The organism is Streptomyces sp. NPDC005374, from assembly GCF_042872225.1.
Lineage (GTDB): Bacteria > Actinomycetota > Actinomycetes > Streptomycetales > Streptomycetaceae > Streptomyces.
Genome location: NZ_JBIAKA010000021.1, coordinates 60,889 through 75,961 on the forward strand (window position 1 = coordinate 60,889; position 15,073 = coordinate 75,961).

The 15,073-nt window shown below is 71.8% G+C and carries 15 protein-coding genes, 1 tRNA gene and 1 pseudogene; 4 read left to right on the top strand and 13 right to left on the bottom strand.

Features of this window, described 5'->3' with window-relative positions; all coding sequences use genetic code 11:
- Positions 1–9 precede the first annotated feature (9 nt).
- The 4 genes from ACFYRX_RS39350 to ACFYRX_RS39365 form a co-directional block, all read right to left on the bottom strand.
- Positions 10–1,422, bottom strand: a complete 1,413-nt coding sequence (locus ACFYRX_RS39350; RefSeq protein WP_389110986.1) for a TQXA domain-containing protein — start codon at positions 1,420–1,422, stop codon at positions 10–12.
- A 314-nt stretch (positions 1,423–1,736) separates the two neighbouring features.
- A complete protein-coding gene (locus ACFYRX_RS39355; RefSeq protein WP_389110989.1) occupies positions 1,737–2,198 on the bottom strand; it encodes a single-stranded DNA-binding protein in 462 nt (153 codons plus the stop codon).
- A 197-nt stretch (positions 2,199–2,395) separates the two neighbouring features.
- Positions 2,396–4,540, bottom strand: coding sequence for a GTP-binding protein (locus tag ACFYRX_RS39360; protein ID WP_389110992.1), 2,145 nt, complete (start codon positions 4,538–4,540; stop codon positions 2,396–2,398).
- A gap of 3 nt (positions 4,541–4,543) precedes the next feature.
- Entirely contained in the window at positions 4,544–6,151 is a 1,608-nt protein-coding gene (locus ACFYRX_RS39365; protein WP_389110995.1) for a dynamin family protein, read from the bottom strand.
- A 322-nt stretch (positions 6,152–6,473) separates the two neighbouring features.
- Between ACFYRX_RS39365 and ACFYRX_RS39370 the strand changes: the two genes are divergently transcribed.
- Positions 6,474–6,549, top strand: a tRNA-Arg gene (locus tag ACFYRX_RS39370).
- Between the two features lie 250 nt (positions 6,550–6,799).
- Positions 6,800–7,759 (top strand): D-2-hydroxyacid dehydrogenase family protein, encoded by a 960-nt coding sequence (locus ACFYRX_RS39375; protein ID WP_389110999.1) that lies wholly within the window; start codon positions 6,800–6,802, stop codon positions 7,757–7,759.
- Here ACFYRX_RS39375 and ACFYRX_RS39380 read toward each other — a convergent pair.
- On the bottom strand, positions 7,736–8,299 hold the full coding sequence (locus tag ACFYRX_RS39380) for a DUF2087 domain-containing protein (protein ID WP_389111002.1): 564 nt from the start codon (positions 8,297–8,299) through the stop codon (positions 7,736–7,738). The two genes, ACFYRX_RS39375 and ACFYRX_RS39380, sit on opposite strands and share 24 nt — an antisense overlap.
- Before the next feature lie 193 nt (positions 8,300–8,492).
- On the opposite strand from ACFYRX_RS39380, the gene ACFYRX_RS39385 reads away from it, so the two are divergent.
- Positions 8,493–8,783: a chaplin gene (locus ACFYRX_RS39385; protein ID WP_389111005.1), complete on the top strand. Its 291-nt coding sequence runs from the start codon at positions 8,493–8,495 to the stop codon at positions 8,781–8,783.
- A gap of 104 nt (positions 8,784–8,887) precedes the next feature.
- On the opposite strand, the gene ACFYRX_RS39390 is transcribed toward ACFYRX_RS39385, so the two are convergent.
- The 8 genes and pseudogenes from ACFYRX_RS39390 to chpG all read right to left on the bottom strand — a co-directional run bounded on the left by ACFYRX_RS39390 (position 8,888) and on the right by chpG (position 13,759).
- Positions 8,888–9,754 carry a tyrosinase family protein gene (locus ACFYRX_RS39390; RefSeq protein ID WP_389111008.1) on the bottom strand — a complete coding sequence of 289 codons (867 nt, stop codon included), beginning with the start codon at positions 9,752–9,754 and terminating at the stop codon, positions 8,888–8,890.
- Positions 9,738–10,223 carry a tyrosinase family oxidase copper chaperone gene (locus tag ACFYRX_RS39395; protein ID WP_389111011.1) on the bottom strand — a complete coding sequence of 162 codons (486 nt, stop codon included), beginning with the start codon at positions 10,221–10,223 and terminating at the stop codon, positions 9,738–9,740. The genes ACFYRX_RS39390 and ACFYRX_RS39395 overlap by 17 nt, the downstream gene beginning before the upstream one ends.
- A gap of 126 nt (positions 10,224–10,349) precedes the next feature.
- Positions 10,350–10,862, bottom strand: a complete 513-nt coding sequence (locus ACFYRX_RS39400) for a hypothetical protein (protein WP_389111014.1) — start codon at positions 10,860–10,862, stop codon at positions 10,350–10,352.
- Positions 10,863–11,133: 271 nt separating this feature from the next.
- Positions 11,134–11,325: pseudogene (locus tag ACFYRX_RS39405) on the bottom strand (vitamin K epoxide reductase family protein); the annotation flags it as partial.
- Complete coding sequence (locus ACFYRX_RS39410) at positions 11,325–11,822, bottom strand: DUF5949 family protein (RefSeq protein ID WP_389111017.1); 498 nt, start codon at positions 11,820–11,822, stop codon at positions 11,325–11,327. The gene ACFYRX_RS39410 and the pseudogene ACFYRX_RS39405, both read right to left, overlap by 1 nt.
- A gap of 161 nt (positions 11,823–11,983) precedes the next feature.
- Entirely contained in the window at positions 11,984–12,271 is a 288-nt protein-coding gene (locus ACFYRX_RS39415) for a hypothetical protein (protein WP_389111020.1), read from the bottom strand.
- Between the two features lie 170 nt (positions 12,272–12,441).
- Positions 12,442–13,260 carry a hypothetical protein gene (locus ACFYRX_RS39420; protein ID WP_389111023.1) on the bottom strand — a complete coding sequence of 273 codons (819 nt, stop codon included), beginning with the start codon at positions 13,258–13,260 and terminating at the stop codon, positions 12,442–12,444.
- Between the two features lie 259 nt (positions 13,261–13,519).
- Entirely contained in the window at positions 13,520–13,759 is a 240-nt protein-coding gene (gene chpG, locus ACFYRX_RS39425) for a chaplin ChpG (RefSeq protein WP_389111025.1), read from the bottom strand.
- 256 nt (positions 13,760–14,015) lie between these two features.
- Here chpG and ACFYRX_RS39430 point away from each other — a divergent pair, with 256 nt between their 5' ends.
- Positions 14,016–15,065, top strand: coding sequence for a DUF3344 domain-containing protein (locus ACFYRX_RS39430; protein ID WP_389111028.1), 1,050 nt, complete (start codon positions 14,016–14,018; stop codon positions 15,063–15,065).
- Positions 15,066–15,073: the final 8 nt, after the last annotated feature.

Below are 15,073 nucleotides of genomic sequence, written 5' to 3' on the forward strand. Positions count from 1 at the left end.
GCGCCGCGGTCAGTCCTGCGTCCCGTTCTGCTTCCTGCCCGTGAGGACCAGGGCCGCGCCCCCGATCACGACCAGCGCGATGGCCGTACCGGCGATCAGCGGGGTCGTGGCGGAACCGCCGGTCTCGGCGAGGTTGACGTCGGCGGAGGGTGCCGCCACCGTCGCCGGGCTGGGCTCGCTGAGGGTCTGGGTCGTGACGCCCGTGTCACCGCCACGGGTGCGGCAGTCGAGGACCCCGGTGAAGCGCGTCGCGAGACCGTCGGGGCCCTTGATCGTGAAGTCGTACGCCTGGTCCTCCTGGAGCGGGACCGTCACCGTGCGGGACTCGCCCGCCGCGATGGCGTACTCCGTGCCCATCAGCTCGAACCCGAACTCCTCGTCGCCCTGGTTGGTCGCCGTGATGTCCAGGCCGCCCACGGTGCAGTTGCGGGCCGCGGAGAGGGCCGGTACGGCACCCTGCTTCGCCCAGGTCGCACCGGCCGTCGCCGAGACCGTGGACTCGCTGGAGCCGGCGAGGATCTGTGTCTGGCTGCGGCTCTCGGAGGCGAACGCGCGGCCCACCGGCACGGTGGTCGAGGCCTGGACGGTGAGGTCGGCCGAGCCCGCCGCCGCGTCCTCGGGGACGTCGAAGTAGAGCTCGCTGCCGTTGCTCGCGGACGTCACCGGCTTGCCGTCCTTGCCGACGATCCGCACCCCGCTCGTGGCCGCGTCCGCCGGAGGGACGACCGTCGCACCGGCCGCGTTGGTGTGCACCGTCACCGGGCCGAGCAGCTCACCGGGGTGACCGGAGACGGCGGGCGGGTCGAGCGTCAGCGACGCCGCCGGTTCCGCGACGTCACGGGCGCTCTTCTCCAGGTAGTCCGCGAGCCTCTCGGCCTCCGGGTCGGCGGCGTCCACGTCCGCGGCATCCGAGTAACGCCAGATCGCGACCTGGGTCCCGGCCGCCGCGTCCTGCTCGGTGAGGCCCACGGAGATGCCGGCCTCGGCGGCGAGCGCCGCGAGGTCGTTCACCTGGGGGTAGGAGTTCTGAAGGATCCAACGGATCTTCCCGGCATCCTTGTTGACGCCCAGTGAGGTGCTTCTCCAGTCGGTCTCGTGGTACTTGGCGTCCTTCTGCGTCGGGTTGTAGAGGTCGACGCAGTACGTCTGAAGGGTGCCGCCGCCCTCCACCGACATCTCGAACAGCCCGGCCGACACCTGCAGATCACCGTCGGTGCCGTGTATCACCGCGTCACCGTAGGTCTTCAGAGCTCCTATCGTGGCGGTCGCCCCTCTCTGGTTCTGTGCCGTCCCCTCCGCGGACGCCGAGCCGGCGGCGGCCACCGTCGCACCGACGGCGAGCAGGCCGGAGACGAACGTGACGGCGGCGAGGCGAGCCGCCCCCCGTCCGCGCACGGACAGCGCAGAGAACGCAGGAAACACGGAATTCCCCTTCGAGCAGGACCCGTTGACGAGCGGGGTGGCGGTCCGGTGGCGGTCCCACCAGCAGAATCAGTAGCCCCGAGAGCTGTGTTCGGCATCCTAGGGACGCTGCTGCGCCCCTCTTCCCGGGAGGCGGTCGGAAGATCGATCCGACTCGGAATCGTTATCGCCGAAGCCCCCCACCGGCATGGCCTATCGACAAATCGACCGGAGGTTTCCGGAACGCATTCGCCGATAAGCCGTACTTCGGTCAGCGCCGGAGCCGGAGCCGGAGCCGGAGCCGGAGCCGGAGAACAGAGTGCCCCGCCCCGACGTCACGCCACCGCGACGGGCTCCTGCTGGTCCGCCGGTTCACCCGGCGATGTCTCCCAGACCGGCTCCGGCTGCGCACTCGTACCGGTGACGGTGTTCTCCGGCCGCTGTGTGCGCCGGAAGGCCGAGGTGCCGCGCGCGAGGTCGTGTCCGATCGCGACCGCGTCGATGTCGGCCGAGGTCCAGGAAGGCTGCCCCTCGCGCACTTCCGAACGCACCTTCAACCGGCCCTGGACGACCACCGGATCACCCACGTTGAGCGATGCGGACACGTTCGTGGCGAGCTGACGGTTGGCCCACACCGTGAAGAAGTTGGTGTGCCCGTCCGTCCATTCGTTCTTCTCGCGGTCCAGATAGCGCGCGGTCGCCGCCAGCCGGAACCGCACCGAAGCTCCCGTCGCCAGCTCCCGGTACACCGGCTGCGTCGCCACGTTGCCCACCGCGCAGATCATCGTCTCGTTCATCTCGGGGAACCCCTCCCTGACATGCGTACGGGCCCGTCCCGTACGGCTGCTGCTGTCTGCGTGCCGACCGCGTCACCGCGATCGCCGCGAAGCCAGACTGCCTCCGCCGGGACGAGCCCGCTGAGCCCTGTGCACCGCCCACGGGTTGTGGAAAACTCCGCCACCCGAACGAGGGACCCAGCCCACACGAACACCCCTCACCCCACCCCGACGACCCTCCCGTACTGCTCCCGGACCTCCCGGTAGCGCAGCAGCTCCGCCGCCACCGGATCCAGCACCCGAGCCCTGCCGCACCCGGCCGCCGCCTCCCGCAGCCGCCGCTCCGCGTCCACGCCGTACCGTCGTGCGGGCCCCCGGGCCGCGATCCGGCAGCTCCACTCGACGAGCGGGCCGCCGATAATGCCGCACACCATCAGCAGCACCGGAACCCCCAGGTTCGGCGCCATGACCCCGGCGATCTGGCCCCCCAGCCACAGCCCGCCGACGATCTGGAGGAGCGTCATGGACGCCTGTGCCAGCACGGCCACCGGCCACCAGCCCGGACGCGGCGGCCTGCCCGGCGGCAGCCAGGCCCGGGCCGTCAGCTCGTCCAGCGCCTCGGACAGCCCCTGGGAGCCGCGTACGGCAGCCTCGCGCACCGCCTGCGCCCAGGGCGCGGGAAGGCCCCTCGAAGCCCGGTCGGCGAGTGTCCGTACGGCCTGCTCGACGCGTTGCCGCGCGGTCGCCTCCTCGTCCGCCTGGGTGCGCACCTGCAGGCGGCCCGTGGGAGGTTCCCGCCGGTCCTGGTACCAGCGCCACAGCCGCAGCCAGGGCGTCCCGCACGCACGGTTGGCGTTGCGCAGCCAGGCACGTTCGGCCGCCTCGCCCGCCGCCGTGGCACCGACCGCGTCCGCGAGCCGGGCGGCGAAGTCGTCGCGCGCCTCCTCACTGAGCCCGGTGCGCCGCGCCGTCGCGTAGACGGGCCGCAGCCGCCACGCGGCCGCGTCCACATCGGCCGCGATCCGCCGCGCCGGGGCCCCGCGCTCCGCCACGAACTGGCCGAGCGCCTCGCGCAGTTCGCCGACGCCGTCCCCGGTGAGCGCCGACAGCGCGAGCACGGTGGCGCCCGGTTCGCCGTACTCCCCGAGCGCGATCCCGTCCTCGTCGAGCAGCCGCCGCAGATCGTCGAGAACCTGTTCGGCGGCCTCCCCTGGCAGCCGGTCGATCTGGTTGAGGACGACGAACATGACCTCCGCGTGGCCCGCCATGGGCCGCAGATAGCGCTCGTGCAGCATGGCGTCGGCGTACTTCTCGGGGTCGACGACCCAGATGACGGCGTCGACGAGAGCCAGGATCCGGTCCACGTGCTCGCGGTGCTGGACGGCGGCGGAGTCGTGGTCGGGCAGGTCGACCAGGACGAGCCCGCGCAACTGGGCCTCCGACTCGGCGGTCTGCAGCGGGCGCCGCCGCAGCCGGGGCGGGATGCCGAGCCGTTCGATGAGGCTGGCCGAGCCGTCGCTCCAACTGCACGCGATCGGCGCGGCGGTGGTGGGCCGGCGCACACCGGTCTCGGAGATGGCCACTCCGGCGAGCGCGTTGAACAGCTGCGACTTGCCGCTGCCGGTCGCGCCCGCGACGGCGACGACGGTGTGCTGCCCGGAGAGTCTGCGCCGGGCGGCCGCCTCGTCCAGGACCTGGCCGGCCTCGGCGAGCGTCCGGCTGTCGAGCCGGGTCCGCGAGAGCCCGATCAGCTCCCGCAGCGCCTCCAGGCGCGAGCGCAGGGAGCCGTCGTACGCCAGTGGGGCCGCGGGGGGCGCGTTGTGGCCGCGGACCTCCACGACGGCGACCTGCTCGGTCTCGGCGGTGACCCGCCGCGCGATGAGCCCGTCGTCCCAGGAACCGCCGGAGTCGCCATCACCGGGCGGCTCGGCGCCGGGCACCCCTTCGGCGACCGACCCGGCCGCTGCGCGCGCGTGAGCGGCCCCGGCCCGTGCGCGCCCCTCTTCAGCACGCCCGTGACCTTCCTCCGCACACCCGTCACCGGACTCGGCCGGCCCGTCACCCGTCTCCGCTCGCGCGTGTGGGGCCTCGGCACGCGGGCGGCCCTGTTCCGCGCCGGCGCACCCCGCCTCCGCGCTCGCCTCCACGTCGGCGTTCACCCGATCACCGCTCGCCTCCCCACGCGCGTGCCCGGCGTCGTCCCGCCCGTCACCGGAGCCCACGCGCGCGTGCTCGTCCTCTCCCTCCGGATCCGTCCCGCCCTCCGGCAGCGGCTTCTCGGTCGGTCCCTCCCCCTCCCCCGAATGTCCCGGTACGGCGTCCCCCGCCCGCTCCGTGTGGTCCTGATCCGTGACGGCGGTCATCGGTCACCTCTCCTTCTGAAGTACGGACAGCGCGGCGATGAGTTCGGCCTGGGGTTCGGGGTGTACGTCGAGGGCGTCGAGCGGAGCGAGCCGGCGCTCGCGCTCGGCGTGCACGACCCGGTCGAGGTGGTCGGCGAGCAGCCGTCCGCCCCGGTCACGCAGCCTGAGGGCCCCGTGGGCGCCGATCCGCTCGGCGAGCCCCTCACCGGCGACCCGTGCCCGGCGACCTCCCAGAAGCGCGGTGGCGACAAGGGCGGCGATCGTCTCGGGGTCGGGCGCGACACCGCGGTCGAGGTCGCGAACCTCCTCCTCGGCGTACTCCTCCAGCTCCCGCCGCCAGCGCCGTACGGCCATCCCGATCCGGTGCTCGGCGCTCTCCAGAGTCGGTTCACGGTTCGTCAGCTCCGGTGCGCCCGCGGCCGGTTCGCGCCGCCAGGCCTCGTCGACGCGCTCGTCGGCAGCGGTGACCGCGCACAGCAGGAGGGCGCCCAGGCTCTCCACAAGGGCGTCCATGAGCTCGGTGGCGGTGCAGTCGAGGGGGAAGGCCCGCCAGCGCTTGAGGGCGTCCCCGGCGAGCACGGCACCGGCCTGGAGCCTCCCCCGCAGACGCCCGTACTCGCTGTCGTACGCCCCGTCGACGGCGGCGGTGAGCCGCAGCGCGGCCGCGTACTGGGCGGCGGCCGCACCGGCCAGCTCGGGCATCCGGGACTTGAGGGAGGCGAGCACGCCGTGGGCCGTACGGGCGACGGCGTGCTGCCGGGCCGCCGGGTCCTGCACCTGGTGGGCGAGCCAGGCCCGCAGCGGTGCCACCGCGGTGGCCGGCAGCAGTCCCCCGCCCCAGGCCGACTCAGGCAGTTCCGGCACCGTGAACCGGGGCACCTCGCCGAGGCCCGCCTTGGTGAGCAGGGCACCGTACTGCCGTGAGACCTCGGAGACGACCTGGTGCGGGACCCGGTCGAGGACGGTCACCAGCATGGCGTCGTACTCCTTTGCGGTGCGCAGGAGATGCCAGGGCACGGCGTCGGCGTAGCGGGCGGCCGTGGTGACCATGATCCAGACGTCGGCCGCGCAGATCAGTTCGGCGGCGAGGACACGGTTGTCGGCGACCAGGGAGTCGACGTCGGGCGCGTCGAGGAGTGCGAGGCCGGGCGGGAGGGTGTCCGCGGTCTCGATGCGCAGCACGCGAGCGGGATTCTCGCCGGGCAGCAGGAGGTCGTCCCCCGGCTCCTGGTCCGGCACCCACACGCGCGTGAGGTCGGGCAGTACGCGCATTCCGCTGAACCAGTGATGGTCCTCCGGATGGCAGACCAGCACCGGTGTCCGCGTGGTGGGCCGCAGCACGCCCGCCTCGCTCACTCGCCGTCCCACAAGGGAGTTGACGAGGGTCGACTTGCCGGCCCCGGTGGAACCGCCCACCACGGCGAGCAACGGGGCTTCGGGGTCTCTCAACCGGGGCACCAGGTAGTCGTCTAGCTGGGCTAGCAGTTCGTCGCGGTTGGCACGCGCGCGTGGGGCCCCCGCCAGGGGCAGCGGGAAGCGTGCGGCGGCGACACGGTCGCGCAGGGCGGAGAGTGCGTCGAGCAGCTGAGGCCGTACGTCCAAGGTCACCACATGCGAAGAATGCCCAATTTTAGGGGATTTCTGAAGCATATGAGCATGTCTGCGCGCCGACAGGACACAAGGGATGGAAGGGATGACTGGGACGTAGGCACAGTCCAGGCATAACGAGTGCACAACACCCGGTGCGTGAGGCGCCAAAAGCGATGCACGATTCGTACCTGCCTGCGATTATCAGGACCGCTTCACCGAACCTCCACATTGAGCCACGGAGGCGAAGCAACAGGGACAAGGTCGTGGGAGCCCTATCCTTGTCCCCGGCAACGTCACGGAACCGCCCACACCCGGGCACCCACGACAGAGGCCACCACACCCGGCCCCCGTAGCTCAGTGGATAGAGCAGGCGCCTTCTAAGCGCTTGGCCGCAGGTTCGAGTCCTGCCGGGGGCGCCACACGGCGGCAAAGTTGGCCGAAATGATCGTCGGCCACCGTAAGAACCCGGCCGTCACCCTCGCATTTCGTCCCCGGTGTCCGCTTCGGCAGGACCAGGCCCCGCTTCCCCCTGCCCCCCACACCGGCGCCCTCAGTAGCCGCGAACGGGCCCCGACCGGGATCCCGCGCGACCGCCACTGACAGTGCCGCGGCGTAGAGTCGATCATCTGGCCCGGACCCGGCCGGGTCCGGGCGAGGGAGGGGACCGACATGCGTCTGCGGTGTGCCGTACTCGACGACTTCCAGGGCGCGGCGCCCGAGTCCGCGGACTGGTCGGCGCTCGCGGACCGGGTCGAAGTCGTCTTCCACGACACCCACTTCGCCGACGACGACGCCCTGGCCGCCGCCCTCGCCGACGCCGACATCGTGGTCACCCTGCGCGAGCGCGTCCCGTTCCGCGCCTCCCTCATCGCCCGCCTGCCCCGCCTGAAGCTGCTCGTGGCGTCCGGCATGCGCAACACCGTCATCGACTACGCGGCCGCCGAGGCCCACGGCGTGACCGTCTGCGGTACGGCGAGTTCCTCGACCCCGCCGGTCGAGCTGACCTGGGCGCTGCTGCTGGGCCTGGCCCGCGGGATCGTCGAGGAGAGCAACGCCCTGCGCACGGAAGGTCCCTGGCAGTCCACCGTCGGCGCCGACCTGCACGGGCGCCGGCTCGGGCTGCTCGGCCTCGGGAAGATCGGCGGCCCGGTGGCGCGGATCGGGCTCGCCTTCGGCATGGAGGTGAGCGCGTGGAGCCAGAACCTCACCAAGGAGCGTGCCGAGGAAGTGGGCGTCCACCGAGCCGCGTCCAAGGAAGAGCTCCTCGCGGACAGCGACTTCGTCTCCGTCCACCTCGCCCTGGGCGACCGCACCCGAGGCCTGCTCGGCCCCGCCGAACTCGCCCTCCTCAAGCCGACCGCCTACCTGATCAACACCTCGCGCGCGGCGATCGTCGACCAGGACGCGCTCCTCGCCGCCCTGCACGGGGGCCGCATCGCGGGCGCGGGCATCGACGTCTTCGACACCGAGCCCCTCCCCGCCGGCCACCCGATGCGCACAGCACCACGCCTGCTCGCCACCCCGCACCTCGGCTATGTCTCGCGGGCCAACTACACGACGTACTACGGCCAGGCCGTCGAGAACATCCAGGCGTACCTGGCGGGTTCACCCGTCCGACGGCTCCCCTGAGAGCGGTCGGCGGTAGATGCCCTCGCTCCGCCGCAGATGACCCAGATCCACCAGGTGCCGCCGCAGCGTCACATGGTCGATGTCGTCGCTGTCCTCGCACCACGCCCGCAGCTTCTCGTTGACGATCCGCTCCGGGTACTCGACGCCGGGCTCGAAGGTCTGCTCGGCGATGTGCTCCAGGACCAGCTTCTTGCGGGTCCACTGAGCGGGCAGCCGGACGAGCCGCCCGTCCCGGACGAAGGTCCGCAGCACCGGTTCGCCCGAAGCCGGACCCGTGTCGGCCTGCCGCGTCGCCTCCCGCGCGTACTCCCTGAACAAGCCGTACGCCACCCCCAGGGCCCCGTCGGCCCCCTCCTCCACCACGCCCTGCTCGCCCAGCCGGTGCAGCGCCACGGCGGTCTCCCGCGCGGACAGTCCGGCGGCCCGGGCGACCTCCGCGGGGCTGCCGGCGCCCAGGGCCACGGCGGCGAAGGCCCGCACGCGCTTCTCCTCGGCGAACAGACGGATCACTTGGTCGACGGGTTCGGTGTCGGTAGCCATGTCCGGAGGCTAGTGGAGCACCCCCGACCGGCCCGAGCGATTTTCCCTCGCACGCGAGAGCGGTCCCCGGATCTCCTGTCCAAAAAGGGTGATCCCCACATGAACGCCGTTACCAGGAGTGAGTGGGCGCGTTGAAGGGGAAGTGCGACGGCGTGTCCTGCCGCCGCACCCCCCGAGTCAAAAGGAGAACGTGATGTCTCGCATCGCGAAGGCAGCGGTTGTCGCCCTCGGCACCGGTGCCGTGGTCATCGGCGGCGCCGGCCTGGCGCTGGCGGACGCGGGCGCCCAGGCCGAGGCCGTCGGTTCGCCCGGCGTCCTGTCCGGCAACGTCGTCCAGGTCCCGGTTCACATCCCGGTCAACGTGTGCGGGAACACCGTCGACGTGATCGGCCTGCTGAACCCGGCGTTCGGCAACACCTGCCTCAACGACGGTGGCCACAAGGGCAACCCCGGCCCGGGTGGACACGGCGGCTACGGCGGCTGATCGTCCGTACGCGACACGGAAGCCCCGGCACCTCGAGCGCCGGGGCTTCTGCCATGTCCGCTGCCGTGTCCGCGGCGTCGGCGGGCGGACTCAGGCGCACCGGCTCAGGCGTACCGGTAGATCCCGCTGACGTCCTCCAGCTGATCCGGCGTCACATCCCACGGGGGCAGTTTCTCGTTGCGTGCCACGACCCGCTCGTGCTGGTCGCTCGCCGGGCCCGGCGGCCTGGCCGGCAGATAACGGGCGCCGTTGTGCCGGCGCTGCCAGCGGTACCAGCACAGGTCGATGAAGGCGTGGTGCATCCAGAAGACGGGGTCGTTGACGGACGCGCCGCCGACCATGGCCCCGCCCACCCAGCGGTGCACCCGGTTGTGGTTGCGCCAGGCGGCACTGCCCCGCCCGCTCCCCCACCCCTCCAGCTTGTTGCGGAACCCCTTGGTCACCGTCGAGTCCCAGGGCGAGACGTCGTAGACGGGGTCGGCGAGCGCCCCCTCCAGCTCGCTCTTCGTCGGCAGGGCGAGGGGCGCGCTCGCGCGTCCGAGGTCCCGGGTGAGGAACTCCCCGTCGGTGACACCCTCCTTGAGGGTCCAGTTGCCGCTCGCGAAGGCGAACGGCCCGGTCATCACCTGACGGTCCGAACGCCGCCCGTTGCCGCCGAGGAGGTCCTTGGTCCAGGGCGCCGACGTCGTCGTACGGTCGCGGGTCCAGTCCCAGTACGGCATGGTCACCGACGAGTCGACCCGGCGCAGGGCCCGCTCCAGGTCCAGCAGGAAGCGCCGGTGCCAGGGCAGGAAGGAGGGCGCCATGTGGGCCGTACGCAGGCCTTCCTCGCCGTCGGAGTTGTAGTACTCGATGTGGGTGCGCACGAACTGGTCGTACTCACCGCGCCGTTTCACCTCCAGCATCGCCTTCACGAACCGCCGCCTCTCGCCTGCGGTCAGTGTGCTGACGTCCTTACGCGTGTACGCCATGGTCTCCCCCCATGTGTTCTTGTCCTCCGTCACGCAGTTGCCGCCCGGGGCCGAGTTCGTCGACGGCGGCACGCGCGGCGTCGAGCGGTGTGGCGTACGACCGGTAGTGGTCGACCATGCTCAGCCAGGTGCCATCGGCGCGGCGCATCAGGTGCAGCGGCCGCCCGTCGACGGTGACGTGCCACCGGGCGTCGCCGAGGAATCCGTCCGCGGCGGCGACCACGGTGGTTCGGATGCCGCGGATGCGGCGGCCCCGGTAGGTCTCGTCGAAGGCGATGTCCGCGGGCGGTTCGGCGACGCGGAGCGAGCGGGAGGCGGCCACGACCGGGACGAACGCCGCTGCGACGGCCACCGGTCCGAACAGTCCGAGCAGCAGGCCCCGCCGGCTCACCCGGGCGGGCCCGCCTCTTTTCCGCGACGCCCCCCGGGGCCCCGCGCCCACCGCTGCTGCGCCGACACTCACGACCATCGCTGCTCCTCCGGTTCGGGTTGTCCCTACCGGTAACCGCCGCACCCCCCTCTCGGTCACCGTCGAAGGGCCGCGAAAACCGACGGGCCCGGGCAGCAGCGCCCGGGCCCGTCCGACAGGTCGGTCCTACAGACCCGGTCCCGTCACCAGGTCCGCGCCGGGGACCGTCTGGAGGACGGGAGCCAGGACGCCCACCTGGGGGAGCTTGGCGTCCGGGAGGCCGTAGTTGTCGGGGTTGGGCGCGGTGAGCGGGGCGTCCACGTCCAGGCCCGGGGCCAGGGTCCGCAGGTCGGAGGCGGGGGCCCCGACGCCGACGTGGTCGAAGTCGTCGCCGAGGAGATGCGGCAGCGGCGCGCGCAGGCCCGCTCCGGGCAGCGCACCGCCGACCGGCACCTGCGGCAGCACCCGCTCGGGGATGAGCCGCCCCTCGACGTACTGCGGGCCCTCGGGTGCGCCCGGCGTCAGCAGCGGAAGCTCCGCGCCGAGCTTGGGCAGCTGCATGTTGAGGGAGTTCTCGACGCCCTCCAGCGGCACGGGGACCGGAACCGTGGCCACCGCGGCGGCGGGGGTCGCGGCGCCCACCGCGGCCGCTACGCCCGTGATGACGGCGGCAATGGTTCCTCGGGTGGTCGACTTCATCTCAGGTACGGTGCCTTTCGGGAATCGGAGAAGCGGGAAGCAGGAAGGGGCAAGCTCAACGTCCTTCCCCCGTAACGATTCCGGGCCGGAGACCAGTACAAGATTCCCCCGTCTGCCGCAGTAATCAGACGTACGGCAATCAGCTCGTCCAGAAGTCCCACCGGCGATCCGGACGTGCAACAGCGGCAGCACCCAGGTGAATTCGGCGAGAAACGCCCTCAACCCGCTTGCCGCGGACAGGAATTGACTGCGTCGACGGCACCGCTGAAGGGACCAGGCCCAGCATCGGGTGGGGAAACCCGAAAACCGAGGCCTGGTCGCTCTTCATGACACCGCCGCAGGACACCACCGGGTTCAGGCTGCGGCCCGGGGTGAAGTCCGGGTCCTCCAGCAGCTTGAACTTGTCGAGGGTGATCACCAGCAGTGCGGCGGACCCGCGACTGCCGCCTGCGGTCCGCTCCATCAGCCGCGCAGGTTGCGGGGCGACAGCACGATGTGCGCCGCCTCGTTCAGCGTCTCCTCGGCACCCGCGAAGGCGGCCAGCGCCTCGGGGTCGACGGGCTTGCCGGGCTCGGCCTCGGGCCAGGGGCGGGTGGTGAACACGAAGTAGCAGAAGCCGCGTTCCTCGACCGCCGCGAGCCACTCCGGCGGCGGGACGCACTGGGCGTTGAAGCCCGGCATGGTGACGACGGCGGTGCCGGCCTCGACAAGCAGACTGACCGGGAGGCTGGGCCGCGCCTTGCCGTCGACGAGGTCGCCGCCGACGGGCAGGTCGTTGTTCTCCAGCAGTGCCTCGACGGCGGCCGTCGAGCCCTCCGGGCCGGCCGCGCCGTCGCCGAGGGAGTAGGCGAGGAGGTAGGGCATGTCGCCGTCGGGGGCTTCGCCGCTCCAGGCCATCACGACCAGCGTGCCCAGATCGGGTGCGTGGAAGGGGCGGGTTTCGCTTGAGGTTGAGGTCACCGCGCGACCTTATCGACGCACCGGATCGCCTCCGGCCGCCTTCTCACCCGACCGGGCGAGTGCCCGCGCCCGCTCCACACGAACGAGGGACGCATGTCGAACAGGCTGACAGGGCCGGTCCCTTGCGGTGTGACACCGGCCCTGACGGAACGAGAGGAAGGTCAGTTCTGAAGCGGAAGGCCACCGAGGAGACCGCCTGAGTTCAGGGTGGTGGTGGCGCCCTTCACGGTGTTGAGCACGGAGTCCTTGTTCTCGGTGTCGAGCGCGTCCGACTGGTGCTGGAGCGGCATCACGTCGGCGGGCTCGAGCCGGCCGCTGGTGAGCGTGTTCACGGCGCCGTTGAGGCTGGTGGGCGTGAGGTCGGCGGTGTTGTAGGCGAACGCGGGCGCGGCGGCACCGGCGAGGGCCAGGGAACCGGCAACTACGGCGGCAGCCTTCAGGGACTTCATCGGGTTCCTTTCTTTCGGCAACTCACGTCACCAGAGGGAATTCGGACGCCGTGCCCAACGATCTCTGCGCGCTACGGAAACCCCGCGCGACGTAATTGGGCTTTCATGAAAAAGCCGTCGTGCCGGCCCCGAAAGGACCGGCACAACGGGATGGTTCGAACGTGGAGGCCTTACGACGCCGGCAGCAGACCCGAGGTCGGCAGCGAACTCGTGGGCAGCGTGCTCGTGGGCAACGTGCTCGTCGGGAGCGAGCTGGTCGGCAGTGTGCTCGTCGGCAGGCTGGGCAGACTCGGCAGCGCCGGCAGCCCGGGCAGGTTGGGGAGCGGCAGGTTCCCGCCCAGCAGCGTGGCCGCCAGGACGTTGACCAGCCCGGTCAGCACGCCCGTGACCGCCGGGACCACCTGTGTGACGTCGCCGGAGGTGACCGCCTTGAGAAGGGTGTCGACCGCCTTCTGGAGAGCGGCCAGCGCGTCGGCGACGAGGTCGGCCGGAAGCTTCGCGGACGAAGCCGACGCAGCCGACGCAGCCTTGGAGTCGTCGGCGCTCTTGGTGAGCGAAGGAAGCGCCGGCAGCGCACTCGTGGGCAGCGTCGCGGCCGGCGGAGCCACCGGTACCGCGGGAGCCGCAGGAACTGCCGGAGCGGCCGGAACCGCAGGAGCAGCCGGAGCCGCCGCGGTGACCTTGGCGATGGCGTCCTTCACGGCGTCACCGAGCTTGGTCGCCTCCTCGGGCGAGAGCTGACCGCTGTCGGCCTTCAGCACGGCGTTGAGCAGATCGGTGACCGGAGTGAGCACCGCGCCGAGATTGCCCAGGCCCTGGACCTGGGCGAGGAGCCCGTCCGCACCGGGGACGGGCGCCCGCGAGGCGGCCTGGACGCGTTCGCGCGCCGTTTCGGTCTCGGCCGCCGCCGCGGCCGGCCCGGCGAGCCCCAGCAGTAGGGCGCCGCAGAGGGCGGAGGAGGCGATACGCCGGACGGACAGACCACGCATGGGTGTTCCTTTCGAAGCACGAGGATCTTGTGCCCACCGTGGAAGTGCCCACCGCGCTCTGCAACCGAGCGAATACCGAACGCAATCGCGCCCGCCGCGTCAACCTGGCGTTCTCCCTGGTGAGGGGCATGTCAAGCGCAGCCGACCGCGTCGGGCGCCCGACCCCCATTCGGGGCAACGGGTCAGGGGAAACAAGAACCGGCCGGGCTCCCGTGATGGAGTCACGGGAGCCCGGCCGGCAAAGGGGACGACGCCGACGTCAGTCGTTGACGCAGGTGTTGCCGAACGCGGGGTTCAGCAGGCCGATCACGTTGACGGTGTTGCCGCAGACGTTGACCGGGATGTGAACCGGAACCTGGACGACGTTGCCCGACAGCACACCCGGGGAGTGGGCGGCGGCGGCCTGCGCGCCGGAGTCGGCGGCAGCGAGGCCGGCACTGCCCGCAACGGCGGCGGCGGCAACAGTCGTCAGGGCCAGGCCCTTCGCAATACGCGACATGGGGAGGTGCTCCTTGGGTTGACACAAAACATCCGGGCGGGGATGCCCGGCGCTGTGTCAACGCGCGACGCGCCCATGGGTTGTGCCCCCAATGGGGTGATCTCACGAGAGCCGCCGCTCCGCCATTCCGACACACTTGTCGGCTTTCAGCTGATTAATACGGATAGCGGCTAGTGTTGCGGATCTCCTGAAACACCCCTATAGGCGGCACATCGCACGCATAGGGGCCGTACTTTCCGGAAGGGCAACGCCGGTCATGCGTCAATCCCCGGGTCCGCTGCTGCGTCGCACCCTGGCGGTCTCCCTGGCCCTCCTCGCCGTAGCCGCCGCGCCGCCCGCCCCGGACGGGCAGAGCATCCCGTTCGCCGAGCGCTATCACGCGCTCCAGCACGGCGGTGTGGTCCGCGCGGCCAACACCTCGATCAGCTGCCGTACGACGACGGCCGCCTGCCCCGCCGCCCGGACGGGCCGGGCCGCCAACGGCGACTTCGACATGTTCTACGTCGATGTCGACAGCGACCCGAACACCTACAACTCCTCCCGCGCCGAGGTCCGGCTGCCGGCGGGCGCCAGGGTCACGTACGCGCGCCTGTACTGGGGCGGCAACCTCAGGGTGGGCGAGCAGAAGCCGCCGAAGGACAACGGGCGGGTGCTCATCGCCGAGCCGGGCGGCCAGTACAAGGCGGTCCTCGCCGACACGCCCGTGGGCCACCGGGTGACCCGGGACGCGGACGCCTTCCAGGCCTCGGCGGACGTCACGAAGCTGGTGCGGGAGAGCGGTTCGGGGCTGTACACCGTGGCCCAGGTCAATGTGGCGATGGGCAGGTCGGCCGCCGGCGCGTGGGGCGGATGGACGCTCGTGGCGGCGTACGAGAACCCGCGCGAGCCCCTGAGACACCTCGCGCTCTGGGACGGGTTCGGCACTCTGGGGTCCGGCGTCGAGATGAGGATGCGGGGGCCCTTCCCGAAGGGGGCCACTGGCCGCGTGGGGCTCGTCGCCTACGACGGCGACCGGGGCCGCATGGGTGACTCGTTCACTCTTTCGACCGACGGCCGACCGGGGGGACCCCTCACCGACACCGCCAACCCCCGTACGGACGTACTGAATTCGACCATCAGCGAGCCCGGACCAGCCCCTGCGCCGCGCGAGCCCTCGTACTCGAACACCCTCGGCTACGACTCGGATGTGTTCGATCTCGGCAAGGCGCTCGGGTCCGGTGGTGACCAGCTGGCCTTCCGGCTCGTTTCCCAGCGCGACGCGGTGTGGGCCGGTGTGCTCTTCGCCGCCGTCGACGCCCGCAAGTGAGGCGCGTT

Excerpts from the sequence above, each read along its gene's own strand:
- ACFYRX_RS39430 (WP_389111028.1), top strand. The coding sequence starts at position 14,016 with ATGCGTCAATCCCCGGGTCCGCTGCTGCGTCGCACCCTGGCGGTCTCC.
- ACFYRX_RS39400 (WP_389111014.1), bottom strand. The coding sequence starts at position 10,862 with ATGAAGTCGACCACCCGAGGAACCATTGCCGCCGTCATCACGGGCGTA.
- ACFYRX_RS39380 (WP_389111002.1), bottom strand. The coding sequence starts at position 8,299 with ATGGCTACCGACACCGAACCCGTCGACCAAGTGATCCGTCTGTTCGCC.
- chpG (WP_389111025.1), bottom strand. The coding sequence starts at position 13,759 with ATGTCGCGTATTGCGAAGGGCCTGGCCCTGACGACTGTTGCCGCCGCC.
- ACFYRX_RS39375 (WP_389110999.1), top strand. The coding sequence starts at position 6,800 with ATGCGTCTGCGGTGTGCCGTACTCGACGACTTCCAGGGCGCGGCGCCC.
- ACFYRX_RS39355 (WP_389110989.1), bottom strand. The coding sequence starts at position 2,198 with ATGAACGAGACGATGATCTGCGCGGTGGGCAACGTGGCGACGCAGCCG.
- ACFYRX_RS39420 (WP_389111023.1), bottom strand. The coding sequence starts at position 13,260 with ATGCGTGGTCTGTCCGTCCGGCGTATCGCCTCCTCCGCCCTCTGCGGC.
- ACFYRX_RS39385 (WP_389111005.1), top strand. The coding sequence starts at position 8,493 with ATGTCTCGCATCGCGAAGGCAGCGGTTGTCGCCCTCGGCACCGGTGCC.
- ACFYRX_RS39395 (WP_389111011.1), bottom strand. The coding sequence starts at position 10,223 with ATGGTCGTGAGTGTCGGCGCAGCAGCGGTGGGCGCGGGGCCCCGGGGG.
- ACFYRX_RS39415 (WP_389111020.1), bottom strand. The coding sequence starts at position 12,271 with ATGAAGTCCCTGAAGGCTGCCGCCGTAGTTGCCGGTTCCCTGGCCCTC.
- ACFYRX_RS39360 (WP_389110992.1), bottom strand. The coding sequence starts at position 4,540 with ATGACCGCCGTCACGGATCAGGACCACACGGAGCGGGCGGGGGACGCC.
- ACFYRX_RS39390 (WP_389111008.1), bottom strand. The coding sequence starts at position 9,754 with ATGGCGTACACGCGTAAGGACGTCAGCACACTGACCGCAGGCGAGAGG.